Here is a 23,347-nt window from a genome sequence, read left to right on the forward strand (position 1 = left end):
CGTGGCACTCCTCGAGGAACCCACCGACACCCGCGCGCTGACCCAGCAGCGGTTCGACCGGATGACGCTGGGCAGCGGCGGCGACAAGCTCGGTCCGGTCAGCTACGAGGGGCTGCCGCCCGGGCCACGGTGGCCGGCGCTGTTCCAGACCGTGGCCACGCTGCGCTACCGGCACTGGTTCCACCCGTGGCTGTTCACGAAGTACGGCGAGGTCTACACCGTCCGGCTCATGCCGAAGGGCCGCCCGCTGGTCTTCTTCACCCGGCCCGAGCACGCCAAGGAGATCTTCGCCGGGGACCCCGAGGTGTTCCACGCCGGCAAGGGCAACGCGATCCTCGGCCCGGTCATGGGTGAGCACTCGCTGCTGCTCCAGGACGGTGCCGCGCACAAGCGGGCCCGCAAGCTGCTGATGCCGGCGTTCAACGGCCAGGCCCTGCGCACCTACGCCGACCTGGTCAGCGCCATCGCGCGCGACGAGGTGGCACACTGGCCGGCCGACCGCACCTTCCGCTCGCTGGACCGGATGAACGCGCTGACCCTGGAGGTCATCCTGCGCGTGGTCTTCGGCGTCACCGACGAGCAGCGGCTCGCCGCGCTGCGCCCGCGGGTCAACAAGACCGTCAACGTCAGCCCCTCGGTGCTGCTCGTGTGGACCTTCCCGGCCCTGCACCGGTTCGGCCCGTGGAAGGACGCGGTGCAGAACCAGGTCGAGCTCGACGAGCTGATGTACGCCGAGATCCGCGAGCGGCGCACGGCCCCCGACCTGGCCGAGCGCACCGACGTGCTCTCGAGGCTGATCCGCGAGTCCACCGGCGACGACGCGCTCACCGACACCGAGCTGCGCGACCAGCTCGTCACCCTGCTGCTGGCCGGCCACGAGACCACCGCCACGGCGCTGGCCTGGGCGCTGTACGAGCTCGGCCGCGACCCCGAGCTGATGCGCCGGACCCAGGCCGCCGCCGATGCGGGCGACGCCGACGGCGACGCCTGGCTGGACGCGGTCATCAAGGAGTCGCTGCGCCTGCACCCGGTGATCCCGCTCGTGGTCCGCACGCTCATGCGGCCGACCACCATCGCCGGCATCGACCTCCCCCGCGGCGCCACCGTCGGACCCTCGATCCTCATCGCGCACGCCCGCGACGACAACCACCCCGACCCCGAGCGCTTCGACCCCGAGCGCTTCCTCGGCCACAACCCGCCGACCAACACCTGGATCCCCTTCGGCGGCGGCGTGCGCCGCTGCATCGGCGCCGGCTTCGCGCTGATGGAGGGCGTCGCCGTGCTCCGCGAGGTCTTCCGCCAGGTCGACGTGCGGCCCGGCGGCGACGACCAGCCCATGGTCCGCAACATCACCTCCGTGCCCGAGCAGGGGGCCAGGATCAGGGTCCGGCGACGCTGAGCGAGCCCCTCGAGGTCATCGCCGACTGGCTGGCCCTCACCGACCCCCGGCCCGAGCACGTCGACGTGCTGCTGCTGTTCGGCGGCTCGCTGCCGGACGCGTGGGACGAGGCGGCGGCCCTGGTGCGCGAGGGCCGGGTCGGGGCGCTGGTCCTCGTCGGCGGTCGGGGCCACACCACCGACGCGCTGTTCGACCTGGTCGGCGCGGCGTACGGGACGGCCGGGACCGAGGCCGACCTGATGGCGGCGTACCTCCAGCGCGAGCACGGCGTGATCGCCGACCTGCTCGAGCGGGAGTCGACCAACTGCGGCAACAACGTGACCCTCGCGCGTGAGGTCCTCGAGCGCGCGGGGCTGAGGCCGCGGACCGTGGCGCTGGTGCAGGACCCGACCATGCAGCGGCGGATGGACGCGGTGTTCCGGCTGGTCTGGCCGGAGGCGGTCGCGGTCAACCGGCCGGGGCCGCGGCGGGGGCGGTACGCCTGGCCGCACGAGCGCTGGGTCGCCCTGGTCGTGGGCGAGGTGCCGCGGCTGCGCGACGACGCCGACGGGTACGGCCCGCGCGGCCGGGGGTTCCTGGCCCACGTCGACGTGCCCCCCGAGGTCGAGGCGGCGCACGCCGCCCTGCTGGCCGAGCACCCGGGCTGGGGCCGGCCCGCGCGATGATGGCCCGGTGACCTGGCGGGAGCGGCTGCGCGGCCTGCGCATGGACCTCACGCCCATGCGCACCTCGCGCGACTTCCGGCTCCTGCTCTACGCCGGCACGGTCTTCTACTTCGGCGCGATGGTCAGCTACGTCGCCATCCCCTACCAGGTCTACACGCTGACGGGCTCGAACTTCGCGGTCGGCGCGATCGGCATCGTCGAGCTGGTGCCGCTGGTCGTCTTCGGGCTGTACGGCGGGGCGCTGGCCGACCACGTCGACCGGCGCCGGCTGCTGGTCGCCACCGGCGTGGCCCAGGCGGCCTGCACCGCGGTGCTCGCCGTCAACGCGTTCCGCGACGACCCGAGCGTCTGGCTCATCTTCGTGGTCAGCGTCGGGTTGGCCTCGACGTCGTCGCTGCAGCGGCCGAGCCGCGAGGCGCTGATGCCGCGCACCGTGCGCCACGACGAGCTCCCGGCCGCCAACGCGCTGACCAGCCTGGGCATGCAGCTCGGGGTGCTGGTCGGGCCGGCGGTGGGTGGCCTGCTCGTGGCCTACGTCGGCATCGGCTGGTGCTTCCTCATCGACATCGGCGGTCTGTGCCTGGCCTCGCTGATGTACGGGCGGATGGCGGGCTACCCGCACCGCGCCGAGACCACGCCGCCCTCGCTGGCCGGCATCGGCGAGGGCGTGCGCTACGCGCTGGGCCGCAAGGACCTGCTCGGGACCTACCTGGTCGACGTCGTGTGCATGCTGCTGGCCTTCCCGGTCGTGCTGTTCCCCGCGCTGGCCGAGGAGGTCTTCGCCCAGCCGCAGGTCCTCGGGCTGCTCTACTCCGCCGAGACCGTCGGCGCCCTGGTCGCGACCGCGCTCAGCGGCTGGGCCAGCCGCGTGCACCACCACGGGCGGGCCATCGTGCTGGCCGCGGCGGCGTACGGCGCGATGATCGGGCTCGCCGGCGTGATGCCGTCGATCTGGCTGGTCGGGCTGTTCCTGGCCTTCGCCGGGGCGGCGGACATGATCAGCGGCGTCTTCCGCGGCACGGTGTGGAGCCAGACCATCCCCGAGGCGATGCGTGGCCGGCTGGCCGGCATCGAGATGCTGTCCTACTCCGTCGGCCCGCTCGGCGGGCAGGTCCGCGCCGGCGTCACCGCCGACCTGTGGTCGGTGCGCGGCTCGATCGCCTCCGGCGGCGCCGCCTGCGTGGTCGGCGTCGCCCTCACGGCCGCCCGGCTGCGCAGCTTCTGGGCCTACGACGCGCGCGTCGACGAGCACGCCGTGGCCGAGCGGGCCGTGCGCCAGGCGGCCGGCGAGGGCTGAGCTCAGGCCCGCGACCGCAACGTGGCCACGGCCAGCGCGCCGAGGGCGCCGGCCGAGGTCAGGCAGCGCACGACGTTGAGCTTGACCCAGAGCGACTCGAAGTCGGCGCGGACGGCGGCCAGGTCCTTGATCTTGTCGACCGAGCCGGCCGCCTCGAGGGCGTCGTTGAGCGGGATGTTGCCCGCGAAGGAGACGACCAGCGTCGCGACGGTCAGCGCGGTGGCGGCGACGGCCCACCTCCGGGCCGAGCCGTGGGTGACGACCGCGGCGGCCGCGGCCAGGAACGGCGCGCCCAGGAAGGTGGCGATGAAGAGCGGGTTGACGATGGCGACGTTCATGTTCTGCATCGCGTCGATGAAGGTGCGGTCGTCGACCCGGGCCAGGCCAGGCATCACGCCGGTGGACCAGGTGAAGAAGGTGCCGGCCTGGAGGCCGGCGACGACGGCGGCGACGACGAGGACGGGACCGCGGGCGGTGCCGGTGGCCAGGGTGGTGGTGAGCACGGACTCTCCCGCGGTGGACGTGGTGGCTGTGGTGGTCATGGCCCCAGTCAAACCGCGTTGCCCTGGACGATCCATGGCTGATCGTTGCCACAACATGCGTGATCGTCTACGTTCAGCGCGTGGACGGACTGGCGGCCCTGCTCGACGGACCTCGGGCGCGCGGCGCCTTCCTGCTGCGGATCCTGCTCGACGCCCCGTGGTCGGTGCGCCTGCAGGACGAGGCACCGCTGTCGGTCACCTACGTGGTCCGGGGCCACCTGTGGCTCTGCCCCGACGACGAGGAGCCGGTCCGCCTCGAGGCCGGTGACGTCGTGGTCTGGGTGGGCAGCGAGCACTGGACCATCGCCGACGACCCGACCACCCCGCCGCAGATCCTCATCCACCCCGACCAGCTCTGCACCACCGTCGACGGCCACGTCGTGGTCGAGGAGATGAGCCAGGGCGTGCGCAGCTGGGGCAACAGCGCGACCGGCGAGACCGTGCTGCTCACCGGCGTCTACCTGCTCGAGGGCGAGGTCAGCCGCCGGCTGCTGCGCGCCCTGCCGCGCACCGTCGTCCTGCGCGCGGCCGAGCTCGACACCCCGCTGCTGGAGCTCCTGGGCGAGGAGGTCGTGCGCGACGCCCCCGGCCAGGAGGCGGTCCTCGACCGGCTGCTCGACCTGCTGCTCATCACCCTGCTGCGCACGTGGTTCGACCGACCGCAGTCCGGCCCGCCGGCGTGGTACGCCGCGCAGGGCGACCCCGTCGTCGGGCCGGCGCTCCGGCTCCTGCAGAACCACCCCGAGCACTCCTGGACCGTCGGCTCGCTGGCCGACCGCGTCGGGGTCTCGCGCGCGGCGTTCGCCCGGCGCTTCACCGAGCTGGTCGGCGAGCCGCCCATGGCCTTCCTCACCGGCTGGCGCCTCGCGCTGGCCGCCGACCTGCTGCTCGAGCCGGACGCCACGATCGCGTCGGTCGCGCGGCAGGTCGGCTACGCCACGCCCTTTGCGCTGAGCGCGGCGTTCAAGCGCGAGCGCGGGGTCAGCCCGCGCGACCACCGGCGCGGCTCGGTGGTCACTCAGGCGGTGTAGTGCGGCAGGTCCTCCAGCAGGGACGGGCCGGTCGGCTCCCAGCCCAGGGACATGCGGGTCTGCGCACTGGTCGCGCCGAGGTCCATGGCGAAGAACGGCCCGATCCAGCCCATCTCGGCCATCGCGTCGTCGGCGGCGATGGAGCGGGTCGGCAGGCCCAGGCCGCGGCCGATGGCCTCGGCGATGTCGCGGGTCGCGACGCCCTCCTCGGCCACCGCGTGCACGGCCGAGCCGGCCGGCGCCTCCTCGAGGGCCAGGCGCACCAGTCGGGCCGCGTCGCTCACGTGCACCGCGGCCCAGGGGTTGCTCCCGTCGCCGGCGTACGACGCGACGCCGCGCTCGCGGGCGACCCGGACCAGCTCGGCCACGAAGCCGTGGTCGCCCTGGCCGTGCACGGTCGGCGCGAAGCGCGCGGCGACGGTCCGGACGCCGCGCTCGGCCAGGGCCAGGGTCGCGGCGCTGTTGGCCACGCGCGGGTGGGCGCCGGTGCTGGGCCGGTCGTCCTCGCTGCGGACGCCGACGAGGCCGGAGGCGAAGACGAAGGGCTTGCCCTCCAGCTCGGCGCCCATGGCCTCGCAGGCGGCGCGGTCCAGGTCGGCGGCCCGGTCCATCTGCGAGAAGTCGTGGTGGTAGCCGAGGTGGACGACGCCGTCGGCGCCGCGGGCGGCCTCGGCCAGCAGGCCGGTGTCGCCGAGGTCGCCGCGGAGCACGGTGGCGCCGAGGGTCTCGACGCGGGCCGCGGACTCCTCGGAACGGGCCAGCCCGGTGACGGTGTGCCCGGCCGAGACGAGCTCGCGGACGGTGGCCGAGCCGATCCAGCCCGAGGCGCCGGTGACGAAGACGTGCATGCTTCCTCCAGTGATGTCAGATGGTGACATCACCGTAGCACGCCCATGTCACACCATGACATCACTATGATGGGCGGCATGGCCCGATGGGAGCCGGACGCAGCCGGTCGACTGCGCGCCGCGGCCCTGGACCTGTACGTCGACCAGGGCTACGAGCAGACGACGGTCGCCGAGATCGCCGAGCGGGCCGGGGTGACCGCGCGGACCTTCTTCCGCCACTACGCCGACAAGCGCGAGGTGCTCTTCGCCGGCTCGGACGTGCTCGTCGCCCGCATGGTCGAGGCCACGGTCACGGCCCCGGCGGACGCCACGCCGCTCGACGCCCTCGGCCGCGCCCTGGACGTGGCCGCCGAGATGTTCGGCGACGGCCACGACCACTCCAGCCGCCGGCAGCGCGTGCTGCACGACAACCCCGAGCTGCTCGAGCGCGAGCTGGCCAAGATGGCGATGCTCGCCTCGGCGCTGGCCGGCGCGCTCGAGCAGCGTGGTGTCGCGCCGGCCGCGGCCGAGATGGTGGCCGAGGCCGCGATCACCGTCTTCCGTGTCGGCTTCGACCGCTGGGCCACCGGTCCCGGCACACTGTCGCTGCAGGAGACCCTGCACGAGGCGCTGGCTCAGCTGCGCACCGTCGTGGGCTGACTCGTCGGCTGGGCCGCCAGCCACGTGGCCCAGTCCGGGCCGCGCCGCAGCGCGCCCTCGCCGGGCAGCATCGCACCCGCGGCCAGGCTGGCCGGCGCCTGCTCCGGCACCACGCGCAGGTCGAGCCCCGCGTGCGCGGCGTACCGCTCGGCCAGGTCGACCAGCCGCTCCTCCTGCGGCCCGGCCAGCTCCACGTCGTGGTCCACCGCGCCGGTGGCCAGGTCGAGCAGCAGCCGCACGATCTCGCCGGTGTCGACCGGCTGGGTGGGCACGTCGATGACGTGGGTGGTGTCGCCGTCGCGGTTCCACTCGACCATCTGGCGGGCGAAGTCGTGGAACTGCGTCGCCCGCAGCACCCGCGCCCCCGGCGCGTGCGCGCGGGTCGCGGTCTCGTGCCAGACCTTGGCCCGGTAGTAGCCGTAGTCGGTGGCCCCGTCCACGCCCACGATCGAGAGCACGACGCTGCGCCGCACGCCGGCCGCGGTGCCCGCCTCGCCCAGGTGCGTGGCGACGGTCTCGAAGATCCGGCGCGACTCGTACTCGTCCAGCACCGCGCCGGTCGAGGTGACGTCGACGACGGACTCGACGCCCGCCAGGGCCTCGACCACGGGCTCGAGGTCGGGGGCCATGAGGTCGAAGCCGGTCTCCCGGGCGATCTCGACCACGTCGTGGCCCTCGGCGCGGGCCAGGGCGGTGAGCCTGCTGCCGATGAGGCCGGTCGCGCCGGCGATGGCGATGCGCATGTCGTGCTCCTGTTCGCTTACTCGGACACCAGTTGTCCGTGTTGATCTCACTGTGGCACACAACGCGGACATCTGTCATCCGGGTATGCTCACGACCGTGAAGCTCTCCGCCGGCGTCGAGTGGGCCGTGCACTGCTGCGTGGTCCTCTCCGAGGCGCCCGCGCCGGTGCCGGCCCCACGGCTGGCGCAGTACCACGGCGTCTCGCGCACCTACCTGGCCAAGCACCTGCAGCAGCTCTCCCGGGCCGGGCTGGTCCGTTCCACCGAGGGACGGGTCGGCGGCTACGCACTCACCCGCCCCGCCGACGAGATCACCGTCCTCGACGTCGTGCTCGCGGTCGAGGGCCCGGAGCCCGCGTTCCGCTGCACCGAGATCCGCCAGAACGGCCCCTTCCCCGCCACCGGCGAGGCCTGCCTGCGCCCCTGCGGCGTGGCCCGCGCCATGTGGGCGGCCGAGGACGCCTACCGCGCCTCGCTGCGCGGCGTCACCATCGCCGACCTCGCCGGCGGCGTGCGCCAGGACGCCGGCGCCGACGTCTTCGACCGCGTCCGCGGCTGGCTGGCCACGTCCTAGCGGCGCCGAATCCGCGGCACCACCGAGTCCACCCGCGGCGGCGGCACGAAGGCGCTGCGCGGCAGCCGCGCCACCACCTCGAGCCGGTGGCGCCGGGACCGGCCGACCAGGCGCCGGGCCAGCTGGTGCTGGAGGACCAGGTCGGCCTGCACCAGACGTGAGCCGGGCGCGAGCAGGCGGTCGAGCAGGTCGCCGGCGCCGACGTACGGCGGGTTGGCCACGACCCGTCGCGCCCAGGGCTCAGTGAGCCGGTGCCGACCCCACTCGCGGCGCGAGCGGCGCCTGGACACGACGGGTGCGCATCGAGAAGACGCAGCGAGGACGGTAGGCGCGGAGCCCTCCTCGGCGCCGCCGGTTCGTGCGGCTCCACCGATCGGTCAGACCTGTCTTGTTCCCGGGACACGGTGGTCCGCGCGGCGCACCCTGAGGACGGCTCGTCCGAGCCCACATCGAACCCCCGCGATGCGAAGGACCCCCACCGTGAACAAGCTCGTCCTGCCGGCCGCCCTGGCGGCGGCCGCCCTCGTGCTCCCCCTCGCCCCGACCGCCCCCGCGTCGGCCGCCTCGCCCAGCGTGCTCGCCAAGGTCGCGATGGCCAAGGCGGTCCGCAAGCTCGACAAGTACGCCGCGGCGCACGCGGGCGGCGTACCGGCGGACGCGCAGGGCGTGAAGCTCGTGGCCAAGAAGGCGCCGAAGGGCGTCACCTTCACCTACCGGTCGGTGGCCGGCACGGCGCCCGGCTACTGCGCCTCAGCGGGTGCGCCGGGGATGCCGGGCGGGCGCCGGTGGTTCCACGACTCGTGGACCGGCAAGACCTGGCGCACGACCGCGGCAGCGGCGGCCAAGGGCGGCGGCGCGTGCGGTGCGGTCGCCGACCAGCCCGACGCGGGCGACGCGAAGGCGGAGATGAAGGCGGCCGTGAACGACGCGTGGGACGTCTCGGACGCGATCGACGAGTACTACGACGGCGACGACGTCGACGCCCTGCCCACGCTGGTGGACGACGCCTGGCTAGGCGGGCAGGGCCTGACCCTGACGCCGGGCAGCCACGTCACGGGCTACCAGGTCCAGGGCGAGGACGCCGACAGCTACCGGTTCTGCGTGGTCCGCGACTCCGGCGCCTGGGCGACCTACGACGACGACGAGGTCGACGTCGTGGGCTCGGGCACCTCGGGCGCGGCCTGCACCTACTGACCGGGCCGAGGCCGCTCCCGCAGCTCGCGCCGGCGGATCTTGCCGGTCTGGGTCTTGGGCAGCTCGTCGACCACGAGGAACTCCCGCGGCACCTTGTACGCCGCGAGCCGCTCCCGGCAGAACGCCTCGAGGTCGGCGGGCGGCTCGGCGCCCTCGCGCACGGCCACGAAGGCGACGACCGCCTCGCCGCGGTAGTCGTCGGGCCGCCCGACCACGGCAGCCTCGTGCACCGCGGGGTGGAGGTAGAGCACGTCCTCGACCTCGCGCGGCCACACCTTGTAGCCCGAGGTGTTGATCTGGTCCTTGAGCCGGTCGACCAGGAACACCCAGCCGTCCTCGTCCATGACCGCGACGTCGCCGGTGCGCAGGTGCCCCTTGGGCAGGGTGCGCGCGGTCTCCTCCGGCCGCTGCCAGTAGCCCGGGACCACGGGGGCTCCGGTGACCTCGAGCTGACCCTCGGTGCCGGGCGGCACGGGCTGCCCGGCGTCGTCGAGCACCCGCACCGTGACCGACGGCAGGGCCTGGCCGATGGCCAGCGCGCCGTACGCCGGGTCGACCGGCGCCGGGGTGCCCCGCGGGACGGCGACGACGGCCGAGGAGGTCTCGGTCATGCCGTAGGCGTTGTGCACGTAGACCCCGAACCGCTCCTCGAACCGCGCCACGGTCGACGGCGGGATGGGTGCCCCGCCGGAGTAGACCGACGTGAACGACGCGAAGTGCTCGCGTGCGGCGTGCGGCAGCGCGGCGATCGCGTTGAACGCCGTGATCGCACCGATGGTGAACGACACCCGGTGCTCGACGAAGGCGTCGATCGCCACGTCGGGGCGGAACCGGCCGATGAGGACGAGCGCGCAGTCGTGGACCAGGGCGATGGTCGCGTTGACGACCGCACCGGTGATGTGGAACAGCGGCGCCATCGCGAACACCCGGTCGCCCGGCACCAGCCCGACCCAGGGCGCGTAGGTGTCGCAGACGGCCAGCAGGTTCGCGTGGGTGTTGAGCGCGGCCTTGGGCGGTCCGGTCGTGCCGGAGGTGTAGGTGAACAGGGCCGGGTCGTCCGGCCCGACGTCGGCGTACGCCGCCTCGGCGGCCGGGAGCGCGACCAGGTCGTCGGACTCGACCCGGGGCGAGGCGAAGACCCGCGGGTCGTCGCGCCGCTGGAAGCTGCGCTCGGAGACCACGAGCGTCCAGGCCACGTCCGTCCCCGCCGTCGCGGCCTCGGCCGCCGGGGCCAGCGCGTGCGGGCAGGCCAGCCCGACCGCGCCGGAGTCGGCGAGCACCTCGTGGAGCTCGCGGCCGGCGTACATCGGGTTGACCAGCACGGCTGCCGCCCCCAGCCGCCACAGGGCCAGCATGAGCACGGGGAAGTGCGGGGTGTTCTGCAGCTGCAGGGCCACCCGGTCCCCGCGCCCGACCCCGCGCGCCGAGAGGTCCGCGGCGGCGCTCGCCGCCAAGCGGTCGACCTCGGCCACGGTGAGCCGGCCGTCGAAGTAGAGCAGGCAGGCAGCGCCCGGCTCCCGGGCGACGCGGTCGGCCCAGCGGGCGTTCAGGGTCTCCACGGCGTCCGCCGGGACGTCAGCGCTCGTCGTCGGCGTCCGCGACCGAGCGCTGCCGCTCGGCCACGTCGGCGGGGTCCGCTTCGCGCGGGGTGGAGGTCATGACCGAGGTGTACCCGCTCACGCCTTGCGCCACGGCGTGATCACCACGCCGATGCCCCGGCGCTGGAGCTCCTGGAGCCCGGCGGTCAGTCCCGACTGCCCGCGCTTGCGCCCCGAGCGGCGCTGGCCGCCGGCCTGGACCGAGATGGTGAGCAGGGTGCCGCCGTCAGCCGGCGCCGCGCCCACGGCGATCGTGGTGTGCTCGAGGATGTCGAAGTCGCTGATCGTGATGATGCCGAGGGCACCGCGGACCAGGTCGCGCTGGGTGGCCCGGAAGCCGCTGCCGGTCCGGTCCTTGATCTTGTAGCCCTGCGACTCCAGCCCGGCGGCCAGCGCGTCCAGGGCGGTGGCCGCGTCGGCGGCCACGGTCGCGGTCATGTCCGGCTCGAAGGCCTGGGCCTCCTTGGTCCAGTCGGCGACCTCGATGGGGGTCGTGCTCACGCGCGGCCCTCGATCCGGTCGAGGTCGTGCTGGGCCGCCTCGGCCTCCTCCCGGAGCTCCAGCGGCAGCTCGGCCGCGGTCGCCTCGATCGTCGCCCGCGACTGCTCGCGCAGGCGCAGGGCGGCGGGGGTGGTGTCGGTCCCGCCGAAGACGTCCTGGAGCGTGGTGTCCCCGGCGTCGACGCGGCGCTGGACCTCCTGCCAGTCCGGCCCGAGCGCGCCCGACCGGGCGGCCTCCTCCCGGCGCTGGTCGCGCTCGGCGTCCTGGCGGGCGACCCGCTCGGCGTCGCGCTGGGTCTCGGCGATGAGCGCCTCGACGCGCTGCAGCAGCTCCTCCTCGCGCGCGCTCACGCCGCCGCCGCGCTGCCGGCCGCGCCCTGGGCGAGGTCCTCGATGAGCTTGGCCTTGTCCACGATCGACACCTTCGCCTCGGCGAAGTCCTGGATGGCCGAGGCGATCATCTCGATGAGGGTGTTGACCCGGCGCACCCACTTGATGATGTCCTGGATGTCGTCGTAGGCCGTGACCGCGCCCGCGATCCAGCCGACGACGGGGGTCGCGGCCTCGGCGGCCATCTTGATCAGCTTGTCCGCGATCATCTTCAGCAGCGAGCCGATGCCGCTGCAGGCGAGCTTGGTGACGGTGGAGAGCGTCTTGACCAGGTCGCCGGCGTACGCGTAGGCCGCGCTCAAGCCGTACGTCGCGCCCGCGATCGACGTCATCGCGGCCCGGAACGAGGTGCCCGAGAGGCCCTCCCAGGTGGCCGGGGTGGCGGCCACCAGGCCGACGTGGTTGCGGGTGATGCCCGTGGCCGCGTCGCCGGCGTGCTTCCACGCCTCGGAGGCCTTGTAGATGCCCTGCCAGTCGCCCGCGAACGGGTGGAACACGCAGCGGTCGAGGATCGAGAAGCCGATGAACTTCTCCGCGACCCAGTCGATGCTGCCCAGCAGCGCGCCGGCGCTCCAGCGCAGGTCCGAGACCGGGTTCTCCGGCGCCTGGCCCGGCACCAGGAACGACGAGGCGTCCACCAGCTCGCTCACCGGCTGGTTCTTGCCCCAGTCGCCGACGTCGCGGATCAGGCCCTGCACGTCGCTGACGCCGCCCTGGACCGCCTCGACGGCGGCCGCGCCCTTCTGCCAGAAGTAGGACTCGACGCCGCCGTAGTCGCCCGGCGCGCTCTGGCCCGCCGCCGGCAGCGTCGGACCGCCGAGGTCCGGGTAGTCGCCGTCCGCGCCGCCGACGCCGATGCGGCCCATCAGCTTGGAGAACGCGTCGCCCACCTTGCCGTCGGAGTCGGCCACGTCGAGCTGGGTGTCGCCCACCGCGCCGGCCATCGCCTGCTCCAGCTCGGCGAGCACCCTGGCCGCGTCGCTGCCGACCTCGACCGCGATCTTGCTCAGCGGGTCGAAGATCGACAGCAGGGCACCGGTGGAGTCACCGATGTCGGCGTGGGCCGGGAGGTACGCCGCGAGCTTCTGCGCGTGCCCCTCCTGGCGCTCGAGCACCTGCTGGGAGAGGGACAGCGTCTCGTACTTGATCACCATCTGACCCATGACCCACAGCCTCGCCCGCCGAGGCCGAGGTCAAACGTCCGTCTTGACCACTCAGCCGGACTGGCGCTTGGCCAGGAACCGCTTGCGCGCCTCGTCCAGGTCGACCAGCGGGTCGGGGTAGTCGAGGTCCTTCCGCACGTCGTCGGGCAGCTCCCACGGCGTGTGCACGGCCTTGCCCTCCACACCGGACAGCTCCTCGACGTAGCGCCGCACGTAGTCGCCCTGCGGGTCGAAGCGCTGCGCCTGCCGCAGCGGCGCCAGCACCCGGTTGGGCCGCGAGTCCGCGCCGGTGCCGGCGATCCACTGCCAGTTGAGCTGGTTGTTGGCGATGTCGCCGTCGAGCAGGTGGGCCAGGAAGTGTGCCGCACCCAGCCGCCAGTCGACGTACAGGTGCTTGGTCAGGAAGCTCCCCACGATGAGCCGCGCCCGGTTGTGCATCCAGCCCTCACGCAGCAGCTGCCGCATCCCGGCGTCGACCACCGGGATGCCGGTGCGGCCCTCGCGCCAGGCGTCGAAGTCGCCGCCCTCCTGGCGCCACCGGTCGCCCTTGGGGCGCAGGTCCTCGTGTGAGAGCTCCGGGCGGTGGGCGAGCAGCTGGAGGTTGAAGTCGCGCCAGGCCAGCTGGCGCACGAAGGCCTGCTCACCCGCCGAGCGGCCGGCCTTGGCCACCAGCTCGGCCGGGCTGAGGCAGCCCCAGTGGAGGTACGCCGACAGTCGCGACGTGGCGTCGCCCGGCAGGTCGTCGTGGCGCTCGTCGTAGGCGTCGATGCCGCCCTTGAGCCACGCCTGCATGAGCCTGCGGCCCGCGGTCTCGCCCGGCTCGGCCAGGTCCGGCGCACGCTCGCCCTTGGCGATGTCGTCGGGGCTCGGCAGGTCGCCCTTGGCCACCCGGGGCACGCTCAGCTTGCGCGGTGCGCCCACCGGCTCGCGGTGCTCGGCCTTCTCCCAGGCCCGGAAGTACGGCGAGAACACCCCGTAGTGCGTCTTGCCCGCGGGCGTCACCGCCCCGGGCTCGACCACGGTCAGGCCCTGGTGCACCGTCAGCTCGACGCGCTCGCCCAGCGCCTCGAGCCGCCGCTGCGCGTAGCCGCTGTGGTCGGCGTTCACGTGCACCTCGTCGGCGCCTACCTCCTCGGCCACCTTGGTGACCTCGGTGACCCAGCGACCCCGCCGGACCACCAGCCCGCCGCCGCGCTGCTTCAGCGACGCGTCCAGGTCCTCGAGGCAGCCGGCGAGGAACGCACCCTTGTTGGCGTTGGTGTAGTCGAGCCTGAGCACGCCCGTGTCCAGGACGAAGAGCGGCACCACGCGGTCGGCCTTGGCCGCCGCCACCAGGGCCGGGTTGTCGTGGACCCGCAGGTCGCGGGTGAAGACCATGAGGCTCGTGCGCGGCATGGCGCTGCGGTACCCGCTCAGTCGGCGGCGAGCGTGGCGGCGATCTTGTCCACGACCGCCTCGTTGCGCAGCAGCCGGCCGTGGAAGGACGGGTAGACGTTGTTGGCCGCGCCGTCCAGGAACGGCGACCGGGCCGGGACCTGGTCGTCGAAGCCGCCGGGCCAGACGTGCCGCAGCAGCCACGGGTCGCCGCCGAAGGTCGTGTAGACCTCGCCGTCCGGCTCGGTGTAGCCCAACTCGTCGAGGAACCCCGAGCCGGGCCGCATGTCCTCCCCGAGCTGGTCGAACGGGCCGCCGCCGCGGGTCTCGGCCCAGACCGCCCAGGAGCCGTGGTCGGGGACGGCGACGAGGACCAGGTCGTCGACGCGCTCGGCCCAGCCGGGCACCTGCTCGACCAGGTGTCGCACGGCGAGGCCGCCGGTGGAGTGGCTGACCACGTCGACGACCTGCGTGGTCGGGTCGTAGCCGGCGCGGGTGAGCGCGTCGGCGATGGCGGGCGCCACCGTGTCCTCGGCCAGGTCGGCGATGCCGGCGGCAGGGTCGGTGGGCTCGTAGAGCAGCGGCTGGGTGCCGGCGCGGTCGGGGTCGAAGTCGAGGACGCGCACGCCGTCGTGCCGGAGCCGGCGGGTGAGGCGGGCGTAGCCGCTGCCGTTCGAGCCGAGGCCGGCGACCTCGACGACGGGGAAGGTGCCTGCGCCGACCCCGGCCGCGCCGACGTCGGCGCGGGGCTCGAACAGCTGCGGCAGCAGCGCGAGGAGGACCAGCCCGGCCGCGACCAGGAGCAGCGCGACCAGCCGGCGGACCACGTCGCTACAGCGCGGCGTACGCCACGGCGATCCGGGCGCCGACGCGGGCGTTCTCGCGGACCAGGGCGATGTTGGCGACCAGGCTGCGGCCGTCGGTGAGCTCGACGATGCGCCCGAGGAGGTACGGCGTGGCGTCGCGCCCGGAGATGCCGCGCTCGTCGAGGTCGGCGAGGGCCCGGTCGATGACGGCCGAGATCTCGTCGGCGGGGATCTCGTCGGCCTCGGGGACGGGGTGGGCGACGACGACGCCGGAGGTGAGGCCGAGCGACCAGGCGGCGTCGAGGGTGCGGGCGATCTCGTCGGGGCCGTCGGCGCGCAGGGGCGCGGGGAAACCGGAGCCGCGGGAGTAGAAGGACGGGAACTCGTCGGCGCCGTCGACCAGCACGGGCACGCCGAGGGTCTCGAGCTTCTCCAGGGTCAGGCCGATGTCGAGGATCGACTTCACGCCGGCGCTGACCACGCAGACCGGGGTGGTCGAGAGCTCGGTGAGGTCGGCCGAGACGTCGAAGGAGGTCTCGGCGCCGCGGTGCACGCCGCCCAGGCCGCCGGTGACGAAGACGCGGATGCCGGCCAGGTGCGCGAGGCGCATGGTGGCGGCGACGGTGGTGGCGCCGTGCGCGCCCCGGGCGATGACGGTGGGCAGGTCGCGGACGCTGACCTTGACCACGGAGGGGTCGCTGGCCAGCAGCTCGAGGTCGTCGGGGGAGAGGCCGACGCGCGGCACGCCGCCGAGCACCGCGATCGTCGCGGGGACGGCGCCGTGCTCACGGACGATGCCCTCGACCTCGGTGGCCATCGCGACGTTCTGTGGGTAGGGCATCCCGTGGCTGATGATCGTGCTCTCCAGGGCGACGACCGGTCGCCCCTCCTCGAGCGCCGTGCGCACCTCGTCGGTCAGCTGGATCACCGCGCCATCCTCGCCGAGAGGTCGGGCACGACGGTGTGCGGGTCGGCCACGGTGAGCGCGGCCGCGCGGTGGCCGTACGCCGCCGCGTCCTCCAGCGAGACGCCGCGCAGCAGCGCGTGGCAGAACGCCGCGAGCAGGGCGTCGCCGGCGCCGGTCACGTCGACGGGGTCCACGACCGGTGCGGCCAGCCACACCGGGCCCGAGGACGCCGGGTGCAGCTCGGACCCCTCGGCCCCCCGCCGCACCCAGACGACCTCGACGCCGTGGCCGTGCAGCGCGGCGACCGAGCCGAGCGCCCGCAGCTCGTGGGCGTTCGGCGTCACCGCGAACACCGGCCGCTCGGGGCGGAACAGCGGCGCGATCCGCGCGGCCTTGGCCACGCTCACCGGGTCGACCACGACCCGGTCCGCCACGTCGAGCGCGGCGTCGATGGTGGTGGCCGGCAGGTTGCCGTCCAGGACGACCAGGTCGGCCGCGCGCAGCAGGTCGTGGTCGAGCGCGTCCGGGCCGAGCGAGTCGGTGGCGGCCATGTCGGAGACCCCGACGGCGAGGTCGCCGGTGTGGTCGAGCACGGCGACGTAGCGCCCCGTGGCCCCACCCCGCAGCACGGGCGCGACGTCGACGCCCGCCGCCGCGGTCTGCGCGAGCAGCCAGTCGCCGTCCGGGTCGTTGCCCACGGTGGAGACCAGCGCGACCCGGGAGCCCAGGCGCGCCAGGTTCTCGGCCACGTTGCGCCCCACGCCGCCGGGGGAGCGCAGCACGACGCCGGGGTTGGAGGTCGCGTCGACCAGGGGAGCGGTGGTGCGGGCCTTGACGTCGACGTTGGCACCGCCGACCACCACGACGAGAGGCTCGGCCACCCACCAACCCTAGGGGTGGGCGTACGCCCCCGGAGCACGGGGAACCGTCGCCGCCGTGGGGAGACGGTCAGGCGCGCGCATCGCACGCGAGGTGTTCGGGCACGAGCACCTCCACCCGGGTCAGGAGGAGGCCATCCGTGCCCTGGGGAAGGGCCTGGACGTGCTGCTCGTGGCGCCGACCGGCGCCGGCAAGTCGCTGGTCTACCAGGTCGCCGGGGTCGCGTCCGGTGGGCTGACCCTCGTGGTCTCGCCGCTGCTCGCGCTCCAGCAGGACCAGCTCGACCACCTCGATGGGCTCGGCCCGGAGACCACCGCGGCCCGGCTCAGCTCGGCGGAGAGCAGGAAGCACCAGGAGGAGGTGCTCGAGCGGGCCGAGGCGGGTGAGCTGCGGTTCCTCTTCCTCGCCCCCGAGCAGCTGGCCCGCGACGAGGTGCGCCGGCGCCTGGCCAAGGCCGAGCCGGTCCTGGCCGCGGTCGACGAGGCGCACTGCGTCTCCTCGTGGGGCCACGACTTCCGCCCCGACTACCTGCGGCTGCGGCCGATGCTGGAGGAGGTGGGCGGACCGGTCACCGTGGCGCTCACCGCGACCGCGGCCGCACCGGTGCGCGACGACATCGCCGAGCGGCTGCTGCGCCAGCCGACCCTGCTCGTGACCGGCTTCCTGCGCGACAACCTCGCGCTCTCGGTGCACCACGTCGCCGACGGCGCCGGCCAGGACCACGCGGTGCTCGACCTGGTGGCCGAGCAGCCCGCGGACGCGGCGGGCATCGTCTACTGCCGGACCCGCCGTGAGGCCGACGAGCTGGCCGGGGCGCTGGCCGAGCGGACCGGCCGCGAGGTCGCGGCGTACCACGCCGGGCTGTCCGACAAGGTGCGCACCCAGGTCCAGGAGGCGTTCATGGAGGAGGGCGGCGGGCTCGACCTGGTGGTCGCGACCTCGGCCTTCGGGATGGGCGTGGACAAGCCCGACGTGCGCTTCGTGGTCCACCACCGTGCGCCGGAGTCGCCGGACACCTACTACCAGGAGATCGGCCGCGCCGGCCGCGACGGCGAGCCCGCGACGGCGGTGCTGGTGCACCGGCCCGAGGACCTCGCCCTCGGTCGCTTCTTCTCCTCCGGGGTGCCCAAGGAGAAGGACGTGGCCAAGGTGCTCGCCTCCGCCCAGGCGCTGGACTCCACCGAGCCCGGTCCGGTGGCCGAGCGCGCCGGACTCGGAGCGCGGAAGGCGGCGCGGATCCTCGACCTGCACGGGCAGGCGCAGCTCCACTCCGACGTGGCCGACCCGGTCGACGCCGTGGTGCAGCTGGCCGAGGCGCGCCGGGCCCTGGACCGCTCGCGCGTCGACATGGTCCGGGAGTACGCCGAGACCCGGCGCTGCCGGATGGAGTTCCTGCTGGCCTACTTCGGCGAGCCCGACCGCTCGCTGTGCGGGCAGTGCGACAACTGCCGAGCCGGGGTGGCCACCGAGCCGGAGGCCGCCGGTGGGCCGTACGCCGTCGGTGCGCGCGTGGCCCACCAGGAGTTCGGCAGCGGCCTGGTGACCGACGTCGAGGACGACCGGCTCACCGTGCTGTTCGACGACGTCGGCTACCGCACGCTGTCGCTCAAGGTCATCGAGGAGCACCACCTGCTGGGCTGAGGAAGTCCGCCACCAGCCGGTCGACCAGTGCCGGCTGCTCGAGCTGGAGGAAGTGGCCCGCGCCCTCGACCCGCACGAACGACGCGCTCGTCGGCAGTCGCGCGGCCGCGTGCTCGGCGTACCTCACCTGGAGGCAGCCGTCGTCGGCCCCGTGCAGCACCAGCGCCGGCACCGTCGGCACGCCCTGGAGGGTGCGCGCCCACCGCCGGTGCTCGGGCGCGAGCCGCCACGGCGCCCGCAGCGCCCGGTAGTAGCCGATCGCCGCGCGCACGTGCGCCCGGGTGGGCCAGGCGGCGCGGACCCGCGCCACGTCCTCGCGTGCGTCGTGCCCCGGCGACCACCGCCGCCACAGCGCCGGCAGCCACCGGTCCACGGTGGCCTCGGGGAGGGCCGGGAGCTGGTGGAAGAGCGTGTACCAGCTCAGCCGCAGCTGCCGCGGCGCCAGCCGCAGCGGCGCCCCGGCCATCGCGCCGAGCGGCGGGACGGCCATGGTCACGACCCGGCGGTACGGCGAGTCGGGGTGCGCCCCGAGGGCGTTCGCGGTGATCGCGCCCCAGTCGTGTCCCACCAGCACGGCGCGCTCGTCGCCGCCGAGCCGCTCGAACAGTCCGACCGCGTCGGCCATGAGCGCGCCGACGTGGTGGCTGGTCCCGAGCGCGCTGGGTGCGTAGCCGCGCAGGAAGGGCGCCACCACCCGGTGCCCGCGCGCGGCCAGGTGTGGGCCGAGGTGCCGCCAGGTCCACGCGGTGTCGGGGAAGCCGTGCAGCGCCACCACCAGGGGCCTGTCCGCCGGCCCCCAGGCCAGGCAGGCCAGGTCGACGTCGGGCAGCGCGACACTGAGCTCCTCCGGCTCCACCCGCCTAGGGTGACACCGTGGCCGTCCCCACGGTCGTCCTCGTCGAGGGCGAGAGCGACGCCGAGGCGGTGCGGGCACTGGCCGAGCGGCGCCGCGCGTCGCCCGACGTGCGGGCCATGGGCGGCATCACCAACCTGGCCCGGTACGCCGCGGAGCTGGCCCCGACCCACCGGCTGGTCGGGCTGTACGACGCCGCGGAGGAGCGGTACGTCGTCGGTGGTCTCGCCCGTGCCGGCCCCACCACGGCCGGCTTCCACCGCTGCGAGAGAGATCTCGAGGACGAGCTGATCCGCGCGCTCGGCGCCGAGCGCGTGCAGGAGGTGCTGGCCGCGCACGGCGACCTCGAGCCGTTCCGGGTCCTCCAGCGCCAGCCGGTCCAGCGGACGTGGTCGGTCGAGGAGCAGCTGCACCGGTTCTTCGGGGCCGGATCGGGGCGCAAGGTGCGCTACGGGCGGATGCTGGTCGACGCGCTGGCCGACGACGAGGTGCCCGCGCCACTCGTCGCGGTGCTCGCCGACGCGCTCGCGACCTGACACCATCCGGGCGTGATCCTGCGCGCCACCGCTCTCCTCGCCGGCACCGCTCTCGTGGCCGCCCTCGCCCTCGCCGCCGCCGCACCGGCCCACGCCCGGGCCGCCGACCTGCCGGTGCGGGCCTCGGACCCGGCCGGCGACGTCGTGGTCTTCGACGGCGGCGGCACCAAGCCGACGACCGGGCAGCGCACCAGCATCGACCTGCGCTCCTTCTCCGCGGTGGAGCGCGGCGACGGGGTGCGGTTCTCCTTCACCATCGCCCGCATCGTGGCCGGCCGGACCTTCGACCAGGTCGTCGCCGTGAGCTTCGGGCGCGACGCCTTCCAGCTCCTGGCCAACCCCCAGCAGAAGAAGGGCACCGCGGTCGGCGCCGCCATCTGCTCGGTCGACGTGTCCACCACGCGGGCCACCGGCACCGTCCGCGTCGACGTGCCGGACCGCTGCCTGCCGGACGGCGCGGGCGTGCTCCGCGTCTCGGCGTACCTGCAGAAGAAGAACGGCTCCGGCCCCGGCTTCTCCGAGGACACCCTGCGGGTCCCGGGCCAGGTCAGCCTGCACTGACGGCGGGCCCGGAGGCGACGGCTCCCGAACGCAGCCACCCCCACCGGGGCTGCGGCGGACATGGGGATGGGAGCCGTCGCCGGACCGAGGGTGTGCCCCTCGGCTGCCGGGGATCCTATGCAGTGTCCGAGGGTCCCGGCATACCGTCGATGGGGTACGCCGTCCCGCGCGCGACCACCCCTCCCGACTCCTCGTCGGTGACCACGCGGACCGCCAGTCCGGCCGCCCTCAGCGCCGCCGCGGTGCCGTCCAGCTGGGTGCGCCCGGTCTCCACCAGCACGTGCCCGCCGGGCCGCAGCCACCGCCGCGCCTCGGCCACGACCCGGCGCTGCACGACCAGGCCGTCGGCGCCGCCGTCGAGCGCGACCCGGTGCTCGTGGTCGCGCGCCTCACGCGGCATCTCGGCGATCGCCGCGGTGGGGACGTACGGCGCGTTGGCCACCACGACGGCGACCTCGCCCCGCAGCCGTGCGGGCAGCGGCGCGTAGAGGTCGCCCTCGAGGACCCGGTCGGGCGGCAGGTTGCGCCGGGCCACCGCGACCGCGTCCGGGTCCACGTCCACGGCGTACACCTCGAGCCCCTCGACCCGGGCCCGGAGCGCGGCCGCGATCGCGCCCACCCCGCAGCCGAGGTCGACGACCACGTCGCCCGCGCGCAGCAGCGCGGCCGCCTCGTCGACCAGCAGCGCCGTGCGCTGCCGCGGCACGAACACCCCCGGCGCCACCGCCAGCCGCAGTCCGCAGAACTCCACCCAGCCCACCAGCTGCTCGAGGGGGTCGCCCGCCTCGCGACGCCGGGTCAGCGCCTCGAGGTGCTCGGCGTCCGCGGCCGCCTCGCCCAGCAGGGCCGCCTCCTCCTCGGCGAAGACGCAGCCCGCCGCCCGCAGGCGCGCCACCAGCCGCTCGACGTCGCTCGCCGCCAGGTCCACACTGCCGATCATGGCCATCGACCTCGACGACGAGGACCGCCGGGTCCTCCCGCAGCTGCGCCACCAGAGGCTCCAGCAGCGCGTCCGGGCCCTGCGCGGCGACACCGTGGTCGTCGACTCGACCCGTGCCCGGCTGGTCTGGGAGCCGCGCCGCCCGGTCGCGTCGTACGCCGTGCCGGAGGCCGACGTCCTCGTGCCGCTCGAGCCCGGCCCGGCCGCCACGCCCGACGACGGCCGCCCGGTGCTCGACCCGCGGGTGCCGTTCGCCGTGCACTCCGCGCCCGGCGAGGTGCTGTCCCTGCGGCTGCCGGACGGCGGGCTGGCCGTGGGCGCGGCGTACCGGCTGGCCGACCCGGACCTCGCCGACCACCTGGTGCTCGACTTCGCGGCCTTCGACTGGCGCGACGAGGAGGACGCGCGGATCAGCCACCCGCGCGACCCGCGGCACCGCATCGACGTCTTCCCCAGTGCGCGGACCGTGCGCATCGAGCACGCCGGCCGGCTCCTGGCCGAGAGCGCGCGGGCCCGGTGGCTGTTCGAGGGCACCTTCGGGTTCCCCCGCTACTACCTGCCGCGCGAGGACGTGGCCGTGCCCCTCGAGCGGGACCCGGACCTGGCCACGGCGTGCGCCTACAAGGGGGTCGCGACGTACTGGTCGGTCGCCGGCGACCCGGCCCTGAGCCGGATCGCGTGGAGCTACGAGGAGCCGCTGGTCGACGCGACGTCGGTGCGCGGCCTGGTCTGCTTCTTCACCGAGCGGCTCGACCTGTCGGTCGACGCGACCCCGGTGCCTCGGCCGTGGACCCCGTGGAGCGATCCCGACTGAAGACGAACCACCGCATCGCGCAGTAGGTGAACACGCCCTCGCACGCCCCGGCCACGAGCCGCGCCGGCTGGTAGGGCACGCCGAGCGCGGCCAGCAGCGTCGTGCCGCCGAGCAGGAAGACGGCGAAGTTGACCGCAACCACCACGACGTAGCGCAGGCTCTCGGGGCCGATCGGCTCGCGCGAGCGGAAGTTCAGCACCCGGTTGAGCAGGTAGTTCGTGGCGAACGCGACGGCGTACCCGGTGCTCAGCGCGAGCGGCAGCGGCCAGCCGAGCCCGCCGTGCAGCGCGGTGAGGACGGCCAGGTCCAGCGCGTAGGTGCCGAGGCTGATGACGGCGAAGCGCACCAGCGTCGCGTCGACCACGCCGCGACGCTAGGCAGATCGGGTGAACGTCCGGGAACGCCGGCGGACCCACTCCTCGAACAGCACGGTGCAGAACGGCGGGATGCTGGCGGCCAGCCCGACCAGCGCCACGGGCAGCGACCAGTGCAGCCGGCGCCAGGCCACCAGGGTCACCACGACGTAGCAGAGGAAGACCGTGCCGTGGATCGGGCCGAAGACCTGGACGCCGCGCTCGCCCGCGTCGACGACGTACTTGAAGAACATCCCGGTCAGCAGCCCCGCCCAACTGACCGCCTCGGCGAAGGCGACCACGCGGAACGCCGTCACGACCGGGTCCTCGTGGGCGTGGGCGGGGTCGTTCGCCCGCAGCCAGAGCAGCCCGGCCACGGGCAGGACGGCGGGCACGAAGCCGTAGCCGACGCCGTACTCCGACCACACCGTGGCGTCGGGGAACCAGTCCGGCGCGAGCAGGCTGAGCGTGCCGACGGCCAGCACGCCGCCGAGCTCGACCCAGAGCATCCGCGACGCGAACCCGGTGTCGCCGTCGGCGGCGCGCCGGATGGCCACCCACCCGAGCGCGTAGGTGACCGCGGCGACCAGCGAGAGCGCGTAGGCCAGCGGAGCCTCGTCGGCCCGGGTGGCCAGCTGCACGATCGAGCGGGCGCCCGCGGCCAGGGTGAACAGCGCGTAGAGCAGGAGCAGGACCTGGTGCGGCCCGGAGCGCTTCACAGCGTGGCCACCATCCGCCAGCTGATGACCGCCACGGCGACCGCGGCCACGCCGACCACGCCGAGCGACCACGGGCCCTCGTCGTCCTCGACCGAGCGCAGGGCGAGCGGCAGCACGCACACCGACGCCGCGAGGTAGCCCACGTGGGTGCTGAGCTCGTCGGGCCGGGTGCCGCCCGCGATGACCCCGAGCCCGACCACCGCGCGCAGCACGAGGAGTGCCTCGAGCATCCAGCCCATCGACGCCAGCCACGGCGGGCGCGCCCGCCACCGGTAGGCGGCGTACGCCGCGAGCAGCGCCACCAGCAGGGCGTAGCCGACCGCGATCCAGCTGATCTGGTCGAGCGCGGCCATGGCGTCATCATCGCGTGGTGGCAAAGTG

At 74.7% G+C, this 23,347-nt stretch carries 28 protein-coding genes; 11 read left to right on the plus strand and 17 right to left on the minus strand.

Annotation, left to right across the window (positions count from 1 at the left end):
* Position 1: 1 nt before the first annotated feature.
* The 3 genes from G5V58_RS24475 to G5V58_RS24485 all read left to right on the plus strand — a co-directional run bounded on the left by G5V58_RS24475 (position 2) and on the right by G5V58_RS24485 (position 3,361).
* Positions 2 to 1,399, plus strand: coding sequence for a cytochrome P450 (locus tag G5V58_RS24475; RefSeq protein WP_230486935.1), 1,398 nt, complete (start codon positions 2 to 4; stop codon positions 1,397 to 1,399).
* 65 nt (positions 1,400 to 1,464) lie between these two features.
* Positions 1,465 to 2,064 carry a YdcF family protein gene (locus G5V58_RS26515; RefSeq protein WP_165238101.1) on the plus strand — a complete coding sequence of 200 codons (600 nt, stop codon included), beginning with the start codon at positions 1,465 to 1,467 and terminating at the stop codon, positions 2,062 to 2,064.
* A gap of 7 nt (positions 2,065 to 2,071) precedes the next feature.
* A complete protein-coding gene (locus tag G5V58_RS24485; protein WP_230486936.1) occupies positions 2,072 to 3,361 on the plus strand; it encodes an MFS transporter in 1,290 nt (429 codons plus the stop codon).
* Positions 3,362 to 3,363: 2 nt separating this feature from the next.
* Here G5V58_RS24485 and G5V58_RS24490 read toward each other — a convergent pair whose 3' ends face one another.
* Positions 3,364 to 3,903 (minus strand): anthrone oxygenase family protein, encoded by a 540-nt coding sequence (locus tag G5V58_RS24490; protein ID WP_165238103.1) that lies wholly within the window; start codon positions 3,901 to 3,903, stop codon positions 3,364 to 3,366.
* Between the two features lie 80 nt (positions 3,904 to 3,983).
* Here G5V58_RS24490 and G5V58_RS24495 point away from each other — a divergent pair, with 80 nt between their 5' ends.
* The gene (locus tag G5V58_RS24495; RefSeq protein WP_165238105.1) at positions 3,984 to 4,934 is read left to right on the plus strand and encodes an AraC family transcriptional regulator; all 951 of its coding nucleotides are present in this window, start codon (positions 3,984 to 3,986) and stop codon (positions 4,932 to 4,934) included.
* On the opposite strand, the gene G5V58_RS24500 is transcribed toward G5V58_RS24495, so the two are convergent.
* Positions 4,922 to 5,782, minus strand: coding sequence for an SDR family oxidoreductase (locus G5V58_RS24500; protein ID WP_165238107.1), 861 nt, complete (start codon positions 5,780 to 5,782; stop codon positions 4,922 to 4,924). The two genes, G5V58_RS24495 and G5V58_RS24500, sit on opposite strands and share 13 nt — an antisense overlap.
* Before the next feature lie 78 nt (positions 5,783 to 5,860).
* Between G5V58_RS24500 and G5V58_RS24505 the strand changes: the two genes are divergently transcribed.
* A complete protein-coding gene (locus tag G5V58_RS24505) occupies positions 5,861 to 6,421 on the plus strand; it encodes a TetR/AcrR family transcriptional regulator (RefSeq protein WP_165238109.1) in 561 nt (186 codons plus the stop codon).
* Here the strand turns inward: G5V58_RS24505 and G5V58_RS24510 are convergent.
* The gene (locus G5V58_RS24510; RefSeq protein ID WP_165238111.1) at positions 6,397 to 7,164 is read right to left on the minus strand and encodes an SDR family oxidoreductase; all 768 of its coding nucleotides are present in this window, start codon (positions 7,162 to 7,164) and stop codon (positions 6,397 to 6,399) included. The two genes, G5V58_RS24505 and G5V58_RS24510, sit on opposite strands and share 25 nt — an antisense overlap.
* A gap of 97 nt (positions 7,165 to 7,261) precedes the next feature.
* Here G5V58_RS24510 and G5V58_RS24515 point away from each other — a divergent pair, with 97 nt between their 5' ends.
* Positions 7,262 to 7,738 (plus strand): RrF2 family transcriptional regulator, encoded by a 477-nt coding sequence (locus G5V58_RS24515; RefSeq protein ID WP_165238113.1) that lies wholly within the window; start codon positions 7,262 to 7,264, stop codon positions 7,736 to 7,738.
* On the opposite strand, the gene G5V58_RS24520 is transcribed toward G5V58_RS24515, so the two are convergent.
* Positions 7,735 to 8,028 carry an rRNA adenine N-6-methyltransferase family protein gene (locus G5V58_RS24520; protein WP_165238115.1) on the minus strand — a complete coding sequence of 98 codons (294 nt, stop codon included), beginning with the start codon at positions 8,026 to 8,028 and terminating at the stop codon, positions 7,735 to 7,737. The genes G5V58_RS24515 and G5V58_RS24520 overlap by 4 nt on opposite strands.
* 190 nt (positions 8,029 to 8,218) lie before the next feature.
* Here G5V58_RS24520 and G5V58_RS24525 point away from each other — a divergent pair, with 190 nt between their 5' ends.
* The gene (locus tag G5V58_RS24525; RefSeq protein ID WP_165238117.1) at positions 8,219 to 8,932 is read left to right on the plus strand and encodes a hypothetical protein; all 714 of its coding nucleotides are present in this window, start codon (positions 8,219 to 8,221) and stop codon (positions 8,930 to 8,932) included.
* Here the strand turns inward: G5V58_RS24525 and G5V58_RS24530 are convergent.
* The 8 genes from G5V58_RS24530 to G5V58_RS24565 all read right to left on the minus strand — a co-directional run bounded on the left by G5V58_RS24530 (position 8,926) and on the right by G5V58_RS24565 (position 16,551).
* Entirely contained in the window at positions 8,926 to 10,491 is a 1,566-nt protein-coding gene (locus tag G5V58_RS24530) for a class I adenylate-forming enzyme family protein (protein WP_165238119.1), read from the minus strand. The two genes, G5V58_RS24525 and G5V58_RS24530, sit on opposite strands and share 7 nt — an antisense overlap.
* A gap of 117 nt (positions 10,492 to 10,608) precedes the next feature.
* Positions 10,609 to 11,031 carry a hypothetical protein gene (locus G5V58_RS24535; protein ID WP_165238121.1) on the minus strand — a complete coding sequence of 141 codons (423 nt, stop codon included), beginning with the start codon at positions 11,029 to 11,031 and terminating at the stop codon, positions 10,609 to 10,611.
* Complete coding sequence (locus G5V58_RS24540) at positions 11,028 to 11,381, minus strand: hypothetical protein (RefSeq protein ID WP_165238123.1); 354 nt, start codon at positions 11,379 to 11,381, stop codon at positions 11,028 to 11,030. Before G5V58_RS24540 ends, G5V58_RS24535 begins: the two co-directional genes overlap by 4 nt.
* The gene (locus G5V58_RS24545; RefSeq protein WP_165238125.1) at positions 11,378 to 12,583 is read right to left on the minus strand and encodes a hypothetical protein; all 1,206 of its coding nucleotides are present in this window, start codon (positions 12,581 to 12,583) and stop codon (positions 11,378 to 11,380) included. Before G5V58_RS24545 ends, G5V58_RS24540 begins: the two co-directional genes overlap by 4 nt.
* A 51-nt stretch (positions 12,584 to 12,634) precedes the next feature.
* Positions 12,635 to 13,978 carry a cryptochrome/photolyase family protein gene (locus tag G5V58_RS24550; protein WP_165238127.1) on the minus strand — a complete coding sequence of 448 codons (1,344 nt, stop codon included), beginning with the start codon at positions 13,976 to 13,978 and terminating at the stop codon, positions 12,635 to 12,637.
* Positions 13,979 to 13,995: 17 nt separating this feature from the next.
* Complete coding sequence (locus G5V58_RS24555) at positions 13,996 to 14,784, minus strand: esterase/lipase family protein (protein ID WP_165238129.1); 789 nt, start codon at positions 14,782 to 14,784, stop codon at positions 13,996 to 13,998.
* A gap of 4 nt (positions 14,785 to 14,788) precedes the next feature.
* Positions 14,789 to 15,691: a pseudouridine-5'-phosphate glycosidase gene (locus G5V58_RS24560; RefSeq protein ID WP_165238131.1), complete on the minus strand. Its 903-nt coding sequence runs from the start codon at positions 15,689 to 15,691 to the stop codon at positions 14,789 to 14,791.
* The gene (locus tag G5V58_RS24565; protein WP_165238133.1) at positions 15,688 to 16,551 is read right to left on the minus strand and encodes a carbohydrate kinase family protein; all 864 of its coding nucleotides are present in this window, start codon (positions 16,549 to 16,551) and stop codon (positions 15,688 to 15,690) included. Before G5V58_RS24565 ends, G5V58_RS24560 begins: the two co-directional genes overlap by 4 nt.
* 55 nt (positions 16,552 to 16,606) lie before the next feature.
* On the opposite strand from G5V58_RS24565, the gene G5V58_RS24570 reads away from it, so the two are divergent.
* A complete protein-coding gene (locus G5V58_RS24570; RefSeq protein ID WP_165238135.1) occupies positions 16,607 to 18,190 on the plus strand; it encodes a RecQ family ATP-dependent DNA helicase in 1,584 nt (527 codons plus the stop codon).
* On the opposite strand, the gene G5V58_RS24575 is transcribed toward G5V58_RS24570, so the two are convergent.
* Complete coding sequence (locus G5V58_RS24575) at positions 18,162 to 19,046, minus strand: alpha/beta fold hydrolase (RefSeq protein ID WP_165238137.1); 885 nt, start codon at positions 19,044 to 19,046, stop codon at positions 18,162 to 18,164. The two genes, G5V58_RS24570 and G5V58_RS24575, sit on opposite strands and share 29 nt — an antisense overlap.
* Positions 19,047 to 19,063: 17 nt before the next feature.
* Between G5V58_RS24575 and G5V58_RS24580 the strand changes: the two genes are divergently transcribed.
* A complete protein-coding gene (locus G5V58_RS24580) occupies positions 19,064 to 19,579 on the plus strand; it encodes an ATP-dependent endonuclease (RefSeq protein WP_165238139.1) in 516 nt (171 codons plus the stop codon).
* A 12-nt stretch (positions 19,580 to 19,591) separates the two neighbouring features.
* Entirely contained in the window at positions 19,592 to 20,140 is a 549-nt protein-coding gene (locus G5V58_RS24585; protein WP_165238141.1) for a hypothetical protein, read from the plus strand.
* 115 nt (positions 20,141 to 20,255) lie between these two features.
* Here the strand turns inward: G5V58_RS24585 and G5V58_RS24590 are convergent, their stop codons facing one another.
* The gene (locus G5V58_RS24590) at positions 20,256 to 21,080 is read right to left on the minus strand and encodes a putative protein N(5)-glutamine methyltransferase (protein WP_165238143.1); all 825 of its coding nucleotides are present in this window, start codon (positions 21,078 to 21,080) and stop codon (positions 20,256 to 20,258) included.
* Here G5V58_RS24590 and G5V58_RS24595 point away from each other — a divergent pair.
* Positions 21,079 to 21,894 (plus strand): DUF427 domain-containing protein, encoded by an 816-nt coding sequence (locus tag G5V58_RS24595; RefSeq protein WP_165238145.1) that lies wholly within the window; start codon positions 21,079 to 21,081, stop codon positions 21,892 to 21,894. The genes G5V58_RS24590 and G5V58_RS24595 overlap by 2 nt on opposite strands.
* Here G5V58_RS24595 and G5V58_RS24600 read toward each other — a convergent pair.
* From G5V58_RS24600 to G5V58_RS24615, 3 genes are read right to left on the minus strand one after another with little or no spacing between them, the layout of a single operon-like run.
* Complete coding sequence (locus G5V58_RS24600; RefSeq protein WP_165238147.1) at positions 21,818 to 22,258, minus strand: GtrA family protein; 441 nt, start codon at positions 22,256 to 22,258, stop codon at positions 21,818 to 21,820. The genes G5V58_RS24595 and G5V58_RS24600 overlap by 77 nt on opposite strands.
* A 9-nt stretch (positions 22,259 to 22,267) precedes the next feature.
* Positions 22,268 to 22,966 carry a DUF3817 domain-containing protein gene (locus G5V58_RS26625; RefSeq protein WP_329957547.1) on the minus strand — a complete coding sequence of 233 codons (699 nt, stop codon included), beginning with the start codon at positions 22,964 to 22,966 and terminating at the stop codon, positions 22,268 to 22,270.
* On the minus strand, positions 22,963 to 23,319 hold the full coding sequence (locus G5V58_RS24615) for a hypothetical protein (protein WP_165238149.1): 357 nt from the start codon (positions 23,317 to 23,319) through the stop codon (positions 22,963 to 22,965). The genes G5V58_RS26625 and G5V58_RS24615 overlap by 4 nt, the downstream gene beginning before the upstream one ends.
* Positions 23,320 to 23,347: the final 28 nt, after the last annotated feature.

The sequence above is a fragment of the Nocardioides anomalus genome, assembly GCF_011046535.1.
GTDB lineage: Bacteria > Actinomycetota > Actinomycetes > Propionibacteriales > Nocardioidaceae > Nocardioides > Nocardioides anomalus.

Bases quoted from the DNA above. Each gene is read 5' to 3' on its own strand.
- G5V58_RS24490 (WP_165238103.1), bottom strand. From the start codon at position 3,903: ATGACCACCACAGCCACCACGTCCACCGCGGGAGAGTCCGTGCTCACC.
- G5V58_RS24500 (WP_165238107.1), bottom strand. From the start codon at position 5,782: ATGCACGTCTTCGTCACCGGCGCCTCGGGCTGGATCGGCTCGGCCACC.
- G5V58_RS24505 (WP_165238109.1), top strand. From the start codon at position 5,861: ATGGCCCGATGGGAGCCGGACGCAGCCGGTCGACTGCGCGCCGCGGCC.
- G5V58_RS24510 (WP_165238111.1), bottom strand. From the start codon at position 7,164: ATGCGCATCGCCATCGCCGGCGCGACCGGCCTCATCGGCAGCAGGCTC.
- G5V58_RS24545 (WP_165238125.1), bottom strand. From the start codon at position 12,583: ATGGGTCAGATGGTGATCAAGTACGAGACGCTGTCCCTCTCCCAGCAG.
- G5V58_RS24550 (WP_165238127.1), bottom strand. From the start codon at position 13,978: ATGCCGCGCACGAGCCTCATGGTCTTCACCCGCGACCTGCGGGTCCAC.
- G5V58_RS24595 (WP_165238145.1), top strand. From the start codon at position 21,079: ATGGCCATCGACCTCGACGACGAGGACCGCCGGGTCCTCCCGCAGCTG.
- G5V58_RS24590 (WP_165238143.1), bottom strand. From the start codon at position 21,080: ATGATCGGCAGTGTGGACCTGGCGGCGAGCGACGTCGAGCGGCTGGTG.
- G5V58_RS24615 (WP_165238149.1), bottom strand. From the start codon at position 23,319: ATGGCCGCGCTCGACCAGATCAGCTGGATCGCGGTCGGCTACGCCCTG.